This is a genomic window from Streptomyces sp. NPDC058308, assembly GCF_042880275.1.
Taxonomy (GTDB): Bacteria; Actinomycetota; Actinomycetes; order Streptomycetales; family Streptomycetaceae; genus Streptomyces.
In genome coordinates this window covers 210325-223604 of record NZ_JBHVZA010000001.1, presented here as the reverse complement: position 1 = coordinate 223604, position 13280 = coordinate 210325, and the positions used below count along the sequence as shown (strand labels likewise).

At 71.2% G+C, this 13280-nt stretch carries 10 protein-coding genes; 9 read left to right on the top strand and 1 reads right to left on the bottom strand.

Features of this window, described 5'->3' with window-relative positions; translation table 11 throughout:
- Positions 1-22 precede the first annotated feature (22 nt).
- From ACFVYL_RS00705 to ACFVYL_RS00685, 5 genes are all read left to right on the top strand, one after another.
- The gene (locus ACFVYL_RS00705; protein WP_389712103.1) at positions 23-1174 is read left to right on the top strand and encodes a CaiB/BaiF CoA transferase family protein; all 1152 of its coding nucleotides are present in this window, start codon (positions 23-25) and stop codon (positions 1172-1174) included.
- On the top strand, positions 1174-2199 hold the full coding sequence (locus ACFVYL_RS00700) for an LLM class F420-dependent oxidoreductase (RefSeq protein ID WP_389712102.1): 1026 nt from the start codon (positions 1174-1176) through the stop codon (positions 2197-2199). The genes ACFVYL_RS00705 and ACFVYL_RS00700 overlap by 1 nt, the downstream gene beginning before the upstream one ends.
- A gap of 42 nt (positions 2200-2241) precedes the next feature.
- Positions 2242-3384, top strand: a complete 1143-nt coding sequence (locus ACFVYL_RS00695) for an acyl-CoA dehydrogenase family protein (protein ID WP_389712101.1) — start codon at positions 2242-2244, stop codon at positions 3382-3384.
- A 110-nt stretch (positions 3385-3494) separates the two neighbouring features.
- A complete protein-coding gene (locus tag ACFVYL_RS00690; protein ID WP_389712100.1) occupies positions 3495-4715 on the top strand; it encodes an acetyl-CoA C-acetyltransferase in 1221 nt (406 codons plus the stop codon).
- A gap of 251 nt (positions 4716-4966) precedes the next feature.
- Positions 4967-7150, top strand: a complete 2184-nt coding sequence (locus ACFVYL_RS00685; RefSeq protein ID WP_389712099.1) for a 3-hydroxyacyl-CoA dehydrogenase NAD-binding domain-containing protein — start codon at positions 4967-4969, stop codon at positions 7148-7150.
- Between the two features lie 52 nt (positions 7151-7202).
- On the opposite strand, the gene ACFVYL_RS00680 is transcribed toward ACFVYL_RS00685, so the two are convergent.
- The gene (locus ACFVYL_RS00680; protein ID WP_389712098.1) at positions 7203-7931 is read right to left on the bottom strand and encodes a MerR family transcriptional regulator; all 729 of its coding nucleotides are present in this window, start codon (positions 7929-7931) and stop codon (positions 7203-7205) included.
- Positions 7932-8146: 215 nt separating this feature from the next.
- Between ACFVYL_RS00680 and ACFVYL_RS00675 the strand changes: the two genes are divergently transcribed.
- From ACFVYL_RS00675 to ACFVYL_RS00660, 4 genes are all read left to right on the top strand, one after another.
- Entirely contained in the window at positions 8147-9952 is a 1806-nt protein-coding gene (locus ACFVYL_RS00675; RefSeq protein WP_389712097.1) for an AMP-dependent synthetase/ligase, read from the top strand.
- A gap of 158 nt (positions 9953-10110) precedes the next feature.
- Positions 10111-11580, top strand: coding sequence for an amino acid permease (locus ACFVYL_RS00670; RefSeq protein ID WP_389712096.1), 1470 nt, complete (start codon positions 10111-10113; stop codon positions 11578-11580).
- A gap of 136 nt (positions 11581-11716) precedes the next feature.
- Positions 11717-12235: a hypothetical protein gene (locus ACFVYL_RS00665; protein ID WP_389712095.1), complete on the top strand. Its 519-nt coding sequence runs from the start codon at positions 11717-11719 to the stop codon at positions 12233-12235.
- A 71-nt stretch (positions 12236-12306) separates the two neighbouring features.
- Entirely contained in the window at positions 12307-13110 is an 804-nt protein-coding gene (locus tag ACFVYL_RS00660) for an alpha/beta fold hydrolase (RefSeq protein WP_389712094.1), read from the top strand.
- The last annotated feature ends 170 nt before the right edge of the window (positions 13111-13280 follow it).

Genomic DNA, 13280 nt, shown 5'->3' with positions numbered 1-13280 from the left:
GTGTCATAGTGCTGGGGGCTCAATGGCTGTGCCGGACAAGGGCGTTCACGGACCGCTGGCCGGGGTGCGGGTGGTGGAGCTCGCGGGCATCGGGCCCGGCCCGTTCGCGGCCATGCTCCTCGCCGATCTCGGCGCCGACGTCGTGCGCGTCGACCGCCCGCGCGGCGGCGGCCTCGCGATCGACCCCGAGTACGACGTGACCAACCGCAACAAGCGCTCCGTCGTCGTCGACCTGAAGGCCGCCGACGGCGCGGCCCGCGTCCTCGACCTCGTCGAACGCGCGGACGTCCTCATCGAGGGCTACCGGCCCGGCGTGGCCGAGCGCCTCGGCGTCGGCCCCGCGGAGTGCCGGGCCCGCAACCCGAGGCTCGTCTACGGCCGGATGACCGGCTGGGGCCAGGAGGGGCCGCTCGCCCAGCGCGCCGGACACGACATCGCGTACATCGCCATCACCGGCACCCTCGGCATGATCGGCAACCCCGGCGAACCGCCCGCGATCCCCGCGAACCTCGTGGGCGACTACGCGGGCGGCTCGCTCTACCTCGTCGTCGGCATCCTCGCGGCACTGCACCACGCGCGCGTGCACGGCGCCGGACAGGTCGTGGACGCCGCGATCGTGGACGGCGCGGCCCACCTCTCCACGATGATCCACGGCATGCTCGCGGCCGGCGGCTGGCAGGACCGCCGCGGCGCCAACCTGCTCGACGGCGGCTGCCCCTTCTACGGGAACTACGAGACCGCCGACGGCGGCTACATGGCCGTCGGCTCCCTGGAGCAGCAGTTCTACGACGAGTTCATCGCGCTGCTCGGCCTCGCCGGGGACGTGCCCGCCCGCAAGGACCTGGCCCGCTGGGGCGAGCTGCGCGAGGCCGTCGCCGCCCGCTTCAAGGAACGTACCCGCGACGAGTGGACGGCCGTCTTCGAGGGCTCCGACGCGTGCGTGGCGCCCGTCCTTTCCCTGCGCGAGGCCCCCGGCCACCCGCACCTCGCCGCCCGCGGCACCTTCGTCGACCACGGCGGCATCACCCAGCCTGCCCCCGCACCCCGCTTCTCCGCCACCCCGACCCAGGTCCGCTCCGGACCCGCGCAGCCCGGCGCCGACACCGCGGAGGTGGCCCGCGACTGGGACGTACCGGCCCTGGCGCGAGCCTCTGAGGAAGAGGAAGACCACTGATGCAGCTCTCGTCCCCGCTCGCCTACGCGGGCGACCCGCGCGAGGCCGCCGACCGCGTCGCGGCCCTGGAGTCCGCGGGCCTCGACGCGGTGTGGGTCGCGGAGGCGTACGGCTTCGACTCGCCCACGGTCATGGGCTACCTGGCGGCCCGCACGGAGCGCATGAGGATCGGCGCCGCCATCCTCAACGTCTACTCCCGCACGCCCGCCCTCATCGCCCAGACCGCCGCCGGGTTGGACGCGGTCTCCGGCGGGCGCGCCATCATCGGCCTCGGCGCCTCGGGCCCGCAGGTCGTCGAGGGCTGGCACGGCAAGGCGTACGACAAGCCGCTCGGCCGCACCCGCGAGGCCGTCGAGCTGACCCGCCGCATCCTGCGCCGCGAGGTCATCGACCACCACGGCATCACGGACATGCCGCTGCCCCCGGAGAAGGGCGGCAGGCTCGGCAAGCCCCTGAAGATCCTCACCAGGCCGGTTCGCCCCGAAGTCCCGCTCTACGTCGCCTCCCTGGGACCCGCCAACGTGAAGATGACGGCGGAGATCGCCGACGGCTGGCTGCCCACCCTCTTCATCCCGGAGAAGGCCCACCAGGTGTGGGGCGCGGCGCTCGCCGAGGGCAGGGCACAGCGCGATCCGTCCCTCGGACCGCTCCAGACCGTCGCCGGGGGACTGCTGGCCATCGGCGACGACGCGGCGGCCGTACGCGACGCGGCCCGCCCGCAGATCGCCCTCTACGTAGGCGGCATGGGCGCCAGGGGGAAGAACTTCTACAACGACCTCGCGGTGGCCTACGGCTACGAGAAGGAAGCCGCGCGCATCCAGGAGCTCTACCTCGCCGGGAAGAAGAAGGAGGCCGAGGCCGCCGTCCCGGACGAGTTCTGCGAGCTCATGTCGCTGTGCGGGCCCGAGGGCTACGTACGCGAGCGCGTCGAGGCCTTCCGCGCCGCGGGCGTCACCATGCTCAACGTCATACCCGTCGGCGCCGAGCCGGCCAAGTTGATCGAAACCGTCAAGGGCTGGCTCTGAAAGGGCTCGCTGCTCCACCGGGCTCCAGGAGGCCACGTACAGATGAAGCGGCAGATCTTCTCCGCCGAGCACGACGCGTTCCGCGAGACCGTCCGCACCTTCCTCACGAAGGAGGTGCTCCCGCACTACGAGCAGTGGGAGCAGGACGGCATCGTCTCCCGCGAGGCATGGCTCGCGGCCGGCAAGCAGGGACTCCTCGGCCTCGCCGTCCCCGAGGAGTACGGAGGCGGTGGCACCACCGACTTCCGCTACTCCGCCGTCCTCGCCGAGGAGTTCACGCGCGCGGGCGCCGCCGGGCTCGCCGTCGGCCTGCACAACGACATCATCGGCCCCTACCTGACCTCGCTCGCCACCGAGGAGCAGAAGCGCCGCTGGCTGCCCGGCTTCTGCTCCGGCGAGACGATCACCGCCATCGCGATGACCGAGCCCGGCGCGGGCTCCGACCTCCAGGCCATCCGGACCGGCGCGGAGGACCGCGGCGACCACTGGGTGCTCAACGGCTCCAAGACGTTCATCTCCAACGGCATCCTCGCCGACCTCGTCATCGTCGTCGCCAAGACGACCCCCGAAGGCGGCGCCCACGGCCTGTCCCTCCTCGTCGTCGAGCGCGGCATGGAAGGCTTCGAGCGGGGCCGCAACCTCGACAAGATCGGCCAGAAGGCTCAGGACACCGCGGAGCTCTTCTTCAACGACGTACGCGTCCCCAAGGAGAATCTGCTCGGCGAGCTGAACGGCGCGTTCATCCACCTGATGACGAACCTCGCGCAGGAGCGCATGGGCATCGCCGTGGCCGGGATCGCCGCAGCCGAGCACCTCCTGGAGATCACCACGGCATACGTCAAGGAGCGCGAGGCCTTCGGGCGGCCGCTGGCCAGGCTGCAGCACATCCGCTTCGAGATAGCGGAGATGGCCACCGAGTGCGCCGTCACCCGCACGTTCCTCGACCGGTGCATCGTCGATCACTCGAACGGGGAACTCGACGCCGTGCACGCGTCGATGGCGAAGTGGTGGGCCACCGAGCTGCAGAAGCGTGTCGCCGACCGCTGTCTGCAACTGCACGGCGGCTACGGCTACATGGCGGAGTACCGCGTCGCGAAGGCCTTCACCGACGGACGCATCCAGACCATCTACGGCGGCACGACCGAGATCATGAAGGAGATCATCGGCCGCTCCCTCCTCGGCTGACCCGCCCCTGAGGCCCCCGGGCCTCACCCTCCCGCACATCCCGAAAAGCCTCACCCTCCCGCACATCCACGAAAAGCCTCACCCTCCCGGACACCCCGAAAGGCTCACGCGTGACCACCGAAGCGTACGTATACGACGCGATCCGCACCCCGCGCGGACGCGGCAAGGCCAGTGGCGCCCTGCACGGCACGAAGCCCATCGACCTCGTCGTCGGCCTGATCCACGAGATCCAGGCCCGCTTCCCCGGCCTCGACCCGGCCGCCATCGACGACATCGTCCTCGGCGTGGTGGGTCCGGTCGGCGACCAGGGCTCCGACATCGCGCGGATCGCCGCCATCGCCGCGGGGCTGCCCGACACGGTCGCCGGTGTCCAGGAGAACCGCTTCTGCGCCTCGGGCCTCGAAGCGGTCAACCTCGCCGCGATGAAGGTCCGCTCGGGCTGGGAGGACCTGGTGCTCGCGGGCGGCGTCGAGTCGATGTCGCGGGTGCCGATGGCCTCCGACGGCGGCGCCTGGTTCGCCGACCCGATGACCAACTTCGAGACCGGCTTCGCGCCGCAGGGCATCGGCGCCGACCTCATCGCCACCATCGAGGGCTTCTCGCGGCGCGACGTCGACGAGTACGCGGCCCTCTCCCAGGAGCGCGCCGCCGCGGCCTGGAAGGACGGCCGCTTCCAGAAGTCCGTCGTGCCGGTCAAGGACCGCAACGGCCTGGTCGTCCTCGACCACGACGAGCACCTGCGCCCCGGCACCACCGCCGACTCCCTCGCCAAGCTGAAGCCGTCCTTCAAGGACATCGGCGACATGGGCGGCTTCGACGCGGTGGCGCTGCAGAAGTACCACTGGATCGAGGAGATCGACCACGTCCACCACGCGGGCAACTCCTCCGGCATCGTGGACGGCGCCTCGCTGGTCGCCGTCGGCAGCAAGGAGGTCGGCGAGCGGTTCGGCCTCGCGCCGCGTGCGCGGATCGTGTCCGCGGCCGTGTCCGGTTCCGAGCCGCTGATCATGCTGACCGGGCCGGCACCGGCGACGCGGAAGGCTCTCGCCAAGGCAGGGCTCACCATCGACGACATCGACCTCGTCGAGATCAACGAGGCGTTCGCCGCGGTCGTGCTGCGCTTCGTCAAGGACATGGGTCTGTCGCTGGACAAGGTCAACGTCAACGGTGGCGCGATCGCGCTCGGGCATCCGCTGGGGGCGACCGGGGCGATGATCCTGGGCACGCTGGTCGATGAGCTGGAGCGGAGGGACCTCCGGTACGGGTTGGCCACGTTGTGCGTGGGGGGCGGGATGGGTATCGCGACGATCGTCGAGCGCGTTTCCGGCTAAGCGCCGGAGGGGCTGTCGTCCGTCGCCGACTGCGGGTTCGTTGTGGCTGGTCGCGCAGTTCCCCGCGCCCCTGAGATGCGCACTGCGTGCGCTACCTCAAGGGCGCAGGCCGGGGGCAGTCCGCGGCGAAGCCGCATGCCTTCAGGGGTGCGGGGAACTGCGCGACCAGCCCCCACTCGCGGTCAGTCGGCCACGATCCCCCGCCATCCTCCCCAGATTCCGCCTGCCACAGACTTCACGGAGAATCAGAAATGACCGAAAGCACAACGATCCGCTGGGAACAGGACGACACCGGTGTCGTCACCCTCGTCCTGGACGACCCCAACCAGTCCGCCAACACCATGAACCAGGCGTTCAAGGACTCCATCGCGGCGATCGCCGACCGCGCGGAGGCCGCCGTCCAGGCCGACAAGGACGCGATCCGCGGGTTCATCTACACCTCCGCCAAGAAGACCTTCTTCGCGGGCGGCGATCTCAAGGACATGATCAAGGTCGGTCCGGAGAACGCACAGCAGGCGTTCGAGACAGGCACCGCGATCAAGAACTCGCTGCGCCGCATCGAGACCCTGGGCAAGCCCGTGGTCGCCGCCATCAACGGCGCGGCGCTCGGCGGCGGTTACGAGATCGCCCTCGCCTCGCACCACCGCGTCGCCCTGGACGTGTCCGGTTCCAAGATCGGGCTGCCCGAGGTCACCCTCGGCCTGCTCCCGGCCGGTGGCGGCGTCACCCGCACCGTACGCCTCATGGGCATCACCGACGCACTCCTGAAGGTGCTGCTCCAGGGCACCCAGTACAACCCGAAGCGCGCCCTGGAGAACGGCCTCGTCCACGAACTGGCGGCCACCCCCGAGGAGATGATCGAGAAGGCCCGCGCCTTCATCGACGCCAACCCCGAGTCGCAGCAGCCCTGGGACAAGCCGGGCTACCGCATCCCGGGCGGCACCCCCGCCCACCCGAAGTTCGCGGCGAACCTCCCGGCCTTCCCCGCCAACCTCAAGAAGCAGACCGCGGGCGCCAACTACCCCGCCCCGCGCAACATCCTCGCGGCGGCCGTCGAGGGCTCCCAGGTCGACTTCGAGACGGCGCTGACCATCGAGGCCCGGTACTTCACCGAGCTGGTCACGGGCCAGGTCGCCAAGAACATGATCCAGGCGTTCTTCTTCGACCTGCAGGCCGTCAACTCCGGCGCCAACCGCCCCAAGGGCATCGAGCCGCGCCAGGTCCGCAAGGTCGCCGTGCTCGGCGCCGGGATGATGGGCGCGGGCATCGCGTACTCGTGTGCCCGCGCGGGCATGGAGGTCGTCCTGAAGGACGTCTCCGCGGAGGCGGCCCGGAAGGGCAAGGGCTACTCCGAGAAGCTCTGCGCCAAGGCCGTCCAGCGGGGACGCACGACTCAGGAGAAGGCCGACGCGCTGCTCGCCCGCATCACGCCGACCGCGGACCCGCAGGCCCTGACCGGCTGCGACGCCGTGATCGAGGCGGTCTTCGAGGACACCTCGCTCAAGCACAAGGTGTTCCAGGAGATCCAGGACGTCGTAGAGCCGGACGCACTGCTCTGCTCCAACACCTCGACCCTGCCGATCACCACCCTGGCCGAGGGCGTCACGCGCCCGGTCGACTTCATCGGCCTGCACTTCTTCTCGCCCGTCGACAAGATGCCGCTGGTCGAGATCATCAAGGGCGAGCGGACGGGTGACGAGGCGCTGGCCCGCGCCTTCGACCTGGTGCGCCAGATCAACAAGACGCCGATCGTCGTCAACGACTCGCGCGGCTTCTTCACCTCGCGCGTCATCGGGCACTTCATCAACGAGGGCGTCGCGATGGTCGGCGAGGGCATCGAGCCCGCCTCCGTCGAGCAGGCGGCGGCCCAGGCGGGCTACCCCGCCAAGGTGCTCTCCCTCATGGACGAGCTGACGCTCACCCTGCCCCGCAAGATCCGCAACGAGACGAAGCGCGCCGTCGAGGAGGCGGGCGGCACCTGGGCCGGCCACCCCTCGGACGCCGTCATCGACCGCATGGTCGACGAGTTCGAGCGCCCCGGCAGGAGCGGGGGAGCGGGCTTCTACGACTACGTGGACGGCAAGCGGGCCAAGCTCTGGCCGGGGCTGCGCGAGCACTTCACCAAGCCGGGGCACGAGATCCCGTTCAAGGACATGCAGGAGAGGATGCTCTTCTCCGAAGCGCTCGACACCGTACGCCTGGTGGAGGAGGGCGTCCTGACGTCGGTCGCCGACGCCAACATCGGCTCCATCCTCGGCATCGGGTTCCCGGGCTGGACGGGCGGCGTGCTGCAGTACATCAACGGCTACGAAGGCGGTCTGCCCGGCTTCGTGGCACGCGCGCGTGAGCTCAGCGAGCGCTACGGGGAGCGGTTCGACCCGCCCGCGCTGCTCATCGAGAAGGCGGAGAAGGGCGAGAAGTTCAGCGACGGCTGATACCGCTCTTGAAATGACCCCGGGTCTTAAAAGGACTTCGGGCGGGGGTGGCTCAGCTCTCCTTGAGCCACTCCCGCAGCTCCTCCTTGAGCGAGCGCTGGAACGCGGTCACCAGTGCCTGGACCACAAGGGGCTGCATGTGGGCCGAGAGCGAGCGCATCGCCGCGACGTGCTCGGCGTCCGACTCGCCCGCGCGGTAGGGCCCACCGACCTCGTCGCGGAAGAGCCGGGAGAGCTCGTGGGCGGCCGAGCGCGTGTGCTCCATCAGGACCGTGCGCGCCGCGAGGATCGTCTCGTGCGCGATGGGCACGTCCAGGAGCTGCACGCCCAGGCGCAGCAGCCCCGGATCCACGCGGTAGGTCCCGGCCGCTCCGGTCCTGGCGATCACTCCCATCGCCGCGAGCCGGTCCAGGTCCGCCTCGCCGAGCGGGCGGCCCGACCGGCGCTCAAGCTCGGCAAGGGGCACGTCCTCCGCCGAGTCCGGCGCCCACGAGGCCACCACGGCGCGGTGGATGGCCAGATCATGGGCGCTCAGGTCCGCGGGCAGCTGCTCCACGTACCGCTCGATCGCGGCGAGTGTCATGCCCTGGTGCTGCAACTCCTCGATGAGCGCGAGCCGGGACAGGTGTTCCTGGCCGTAGTGGCCGACGCGGCGCGGGCCGATCACCGGCGGCGGCAGCAGCCCCTTGGTGCTGTAGAAGCGGATCGTGCGGACCGTGACGCCTGCGCGTGCGGCCAGTTCGTCGACCGTGAGCGTCGGCTCCTCGGTTTCCGTCGCCATGACGGCGCCCTCCCTCCCTGGCCGGCTCTCCGGACGTCTCCCCGTCTGCGCAGTGGTCCGGTGCCTGCCCGGGCGTGCATCAATCCGGTGCAACAGTATTGCTGGCACACCAGTGTTGTGAAACCCTCCGGGCCAGTCACCCGCTCGTCCACCGCTCGGCCCTCGCTCCACGCACCCGTCAGCTCACGCACAGCCGATGGCGCCAGGAGGCGGTCATGACCACGATCCTGCGGCTCCCCGGGGACCCCGCCGACATCACGCTCCCCGCCCTGCTGCTCCGCAATGCCGAGGACCACGGAGATCTTCCCGCGCTCTCCTGGCGCGCGGGCGAGGCGTGGTCGACGCTCACCTGGCGCGAGGCGCGCCGCAAGGTCGCCGTCCTCGCCGCCGGTTACGCCGCGCTCGGCATCGAGCGGGGCGAGCACGTCCTGATGATGATGGGCAACCGCCCCGAGCACTGGCTGAGCGACCTCGCCCTGGTGCACCTCGGTGCCGTGCCCGTCACCGTGTACGGCACCGCGGCCCCCGAACAGGTCGCGCACATCGTCCGGCACAGCCGGGCCCGCTTCGCGATCGTCGAGGGCGCCCGCGAACTGCCGCGCTGGGAGCCGCTGCTGGCGGACGACACCGCCCCGCTGGAGCGCCTCGTCGTCGTGGAGGGGGCCGAGGCGGGCACCCACCGCACGTACGGCTCCCTGCAGGCCACGGGCAGCCGCCTCCACGACCCCGACGCCTTCGAGAAGTCCTGGCGCGAGAGCCGCCCGACCGACCCGCTCACCGTCGTCTACACCTCGGGCACCACAGGCGACCCCAAGGGCGTCCGCCTCACCCATCGCAATGTGCTCATCGGCGGCGTCGCCCTGGACGGCGTCGTCGAGTTCCCCGAACACGTCGGGCACATCTGCTACCTGCCCTTCGCGCACATAGCGGAGCGCCTGCTCGGCATCTACCTGCCGGTGCTGCGCGCCGCCCACGTCCATCTGTGCGCGGACCCTGCCCAGGTGGCCGCCACCGCGCGCGAGCTGCACCCCGTCCAGTTCTTCGGCGTCCCGCGCGTGTGGGAGAAGCTCGCCGCCTCCGTACGGGCGGCGCTCGCCGGGCTGCCCGAGGAGCGCCGCCGCGCCATCGAGGCCGCCAACGACACGGCGCGCGAGCACGTCGCCTGCCGGGAGCGGGGCGAAGAGCCCTCCGCGGCGCTGCGGGCCGCGTACGAGCAGGCCAAGCGGGACGTCCTCGATCCGCTGCTCGCCCAGGCCGGATTCGACCGGCTCGTGTGGACGGCGAGCGCCTCCGCGCCGATGCCGCTCGACGTGTCCAGGTTCTGGGCCGGCTTCGGACTGGTGATCATGGATGCGTGGGGGCTCACCGAGACCTCCGGCGTGGTCACGACGAACGGCCCCGACGGGTTCCGGCTCGGGTCGGTGGGGCGTCCCCTGGAAGGACTCGACGTCCGCATCGCCGACGACGGCGAGATCCTCGTGCGGGGCGCGACCGTCTTCGACGGCTATCTGCGGCCCGACGGCGGCGTCGACGGCGCCTGCGACGCGGACGGCTGGTTCGCCACCGGCGACATCGGACGGCTCGACGAGGACGGGTACCTCTGGCTCACCGACCGCAAGAAGGAAATGATCGTGACGTCGACGGGGAAGAACGTCTCGCCCGCCCTCGTCGAGAACACGCTCAAGGAGCACCCGCTGATAGGACAGGCCCTCGTCCACGGTGACGGCCGCTCCTATCTCGTGGCCCTGCTCGTCCTGGACCGGGAGATGGCGCCCGCCTGGGCCGCCGCGCGCGGGATAGAGGGAGATCCAGCCACCCACGAGGCCGTGCTGGCGGAGGTGGCGCGCGCGGTCGAGGCCGCCAACGCGCGCCTGAACCGCACCGAGCAGATCAAGCGCTACCGCCTGCTCACGGAGGAATGGGGCCCCGAGACCGGCGAGCTCACCCCGTCCCTGAAACTCCGCCGCCGGGTGATCCGCGACAAGTACCGGCAGGTCATCGAGGCTTTGTATACCCCTTGACCACCATGTGAGAAGTTCCGCTATGTGACGTGCGCCACCGCGTGGGGCGCGGTGGGTGGGGGAAGGTGTCCCGTCGGTTCGCGCGCGTCAGGGGTGCGCGGGCCGGAGCACATCCGGACCCCGGAGCTCTTCCGGGCACCAGAGAGTAGATCCACCACGTGAGCAAGGAAGCCGTAGATTCGGCCACCCTGGAGGCGCCCCGTACGGACGCACCCCAGGCCCCCGCGGACGCGGGCGACGCCGGATACAGCAAGGACCTCAAGGCCCGTCACGTCAACATGATCGCGATCGGTGGCGCGATCGGCACCGGCCTGTTCCTGGGGGCGGGCGGCCGCCTCCACTCGGCGGGCCCCGCGCTCGCCCTCGCGTACCTCGTGTGCGGCATATTCGCGTTCTTCGTGGTCAGGGCGCTCGGCGAGATGGTCCTCTACCGGCCATCGTCCGGTTCGTTCGTCTCGTACGCGCGCGAGTTCCTCGGTGAGAAGGGCGCGTTCTTCGCCGGTTGGATGTACTTCCTCAACTGGTCGACCACCTGTATCGCCGACATCACGGCGATCGCGCTCTACACGCACTACTGGAGCTTCTTCACCGACATACCCCAGTGGGTGCTCGCGCTGATCGCCCTCGCGGTCGTGCTCTCGGTGAACCTCGTCTCGGTGAAGTACTTCGGCGAGATGGAGTTCTGGTTCTCGATCATCAAGGTGGCCGCGCTGAGCGCCTTCATGATCATCGGTATCTGGCTGCTGGCCACCCAGCACAAGGTGGGCGGCGAGACGCCGGGCCTCAACATGATCACCGACCACGGCGGCCTCATGCCGAACGGCCTGATGCCGGTCGTGATCGTGATGCAGGGCGTCGTCTTCGCGTACGCCTCGCTCGAACTGGTCGGCGTCGCGGCGGGCGAGACCGCCGAGCCGCAGAAGGTCGTCCCGCGCGCGGTGAACTCGATCATGTGGCGCGTCGGCGTCTTCTACGTCGGCTCCGTGATCCTGCTCGCGCTGCTGCTCCCGGGCGCGATGTACTCGGCCGACCAGAGCCCGTTCGTGACGGTCCTGTCCAAGATCGGCGTCCCGGCCGCCGGCGACGTGATGAACTTCGTGGTCCTCACCGCGGCCATGTCCTCGCTGAACTCCGGCCTGTACTCCACCGGCCGCATCCTGCGCTCGATGGCGATGTCGGGCTCCGCCCCGCGCTTCACGGCCAAGATGAACCGCAACCAGGTGCCCTACGGCGGCATCCTGCTCACCGCCTCGCTCGGTGTCGTCGGCGTCGGCCTCAACAAGATCGTCCCGGGCAAGGCCTTCGAGATCGTCCTGAACGTGGCCTCGCTCGGCATCATCGGCACCTGGATCACGATCATGGTCTGCCACCTCGCCTTCGTGCGGAGCGCGAAGCGCGGCGAGATCACCCGGCCGAAGTTCCAGCTCCCCTTCAGCGGCGTCACCGAGTACGTGACGATCGCCTTCCTGCTCGCCGTCCTCTGCCTGATGTGGAAGGACGCGGAGGTCGGGCGCAAGACGCTGTTCCTGATTCCGGTCGTGGGCCTCGCCCTGGTGGCGGGCTGGTTCGGCGTACGGCGCCGGGTGGGCCGCGAGGCGCAGAGCCTCTCGGCGCCGAAGGGCCGGTAGCGGGATCGCGGTGACGGTCCGCGGCTCCGGGGTCTGAGCGGCTGCGGCTCGCGCCGCGGCCGGTCACCGTCCGCTCCGCGGTAACTGCGGAGCAGGTGTGCGTTGTTGTGCACGGATGAGCGGGTAGAGCACGGGCATGCAGCTCATCCCCGTGGAACTCGGGCCGACCGGTCCGAAGGCCCAGGACCTGGCGCTCGCCGCCGTCCTGTGCGGCGCCCTCTGTCTCCTCGCCGGACGGCTCCTGCCCCGCTTCGGCCGTGTCCTCGAAGAGCGGGCGCTGATCCTCGCGGGCGCCGGGGACGAGGTGCGGGCCCGGGGGACACTGCACAGCGAGGCCGCACCCGTCCCCGGGGCGGCCCGCGAGACAGCCGACGGGGAGCGCGACGCGGCGCTTGCCACCGGGCAGGCCAGAGTCGAGGCGGAACGCGCCGCGGTGGAGGCGGAACTGCGCGGCCAGGTCTCCGAGTGGGCCTCCGAGCTGGCGAGCCGCATCGCGTCCGAGCCGCTCACCGGACCGCCGCCGGCGCCGGACTTCGGGCCGGGCCCGGAGCGAGTCCTGGGACCCGCCGACGGCCCGGCCCTCCTGCGGTCCGTCGAGCCGGGCGGCGATCCGGACCCCCGGCCCGGCGCCGGCCCGGCGGGTTCCGGCCGCTAGTCGTATGCATTCGCGCCCTCGTCCGCCGTGGCCCCTGGCGGCACCGCCCCGGGCCCCGGACACTCGGCCGCATGGACGTCATGGTCTCGGTCAAGGACGGCGAACTGTGGGCGCACGACTCGGGTGACCCGGGCGGCGCGAGTGGCCAGGGCGGCGAAGGCCTCCCTCTGGTCCTGCTGCATCCCGGTGTGGCCGACTCCCGCGTGTGGGACGGCATCCTGCCCCGCCTCACGGAGCGGCACCGAGTGATCCACTACGACACCCGGGGGTACGGCAGGTCTCCGGCCCCGACCGCCCCGTACTCCCAGGTCGAGGACCTGATCGCCGTCCTCGACCACTTCGGGGCGGCCCGCGCGGTCCTCGCCGGATCGAGCATGGGCGGCGCGACGGCCATCGGCCTGGCGCTCCGCGATCCCGCGCGGGTGGCGAGCCTCGCCCTGGTGGTGCCGGGCGTCACCGGTGCCGACGAACTGACCACCCCGGAGTTCATGGCGGAGGTGGGCAGGCTCGCCGAGGCGGGCGACATCGACGCCATCGTGGCACTGCTGCGGCACACCGCGGGCGCCGCGGTCACCGGGGACGACCCGGAGGTCGAGGCGTACCTGCGGGCGGTGATCCCGGCGTGGTTCGCCAACGCCCCCCACCACCTGCCGGACCCGCCCGCCTACGACCGGCTCGGCGAGCTCGACGTGCCGTGCGTCCTTGCCCTCGGGGAACTGGACAGGCCCGAGGTGATCCGCGTGAACGAGACGATGGCGCGGCGCATCCCGGGCTGCCGCCTGGTGCGGCTCGCGCACAGCGACCACTTCCCGACGGTGCGGGAACCGGACGCGGTCGTCGACGTCATCCTGGACGCGTACGCCGCGGCGCGCTGACGCTCTCCGGGCTCGCGGGCCCCGGGACCACCGCGACATCCGCAGAGACCCTGACATCCGCAGAGACCCTGACCCCGACCCCGTCCCACCACCCCCGGGCGGCATCCTGTGGAGCATCGCGGGAGACATCCGCATGGTCCTGATGCTGCCGCCCGCGCTCACCCTGCAGG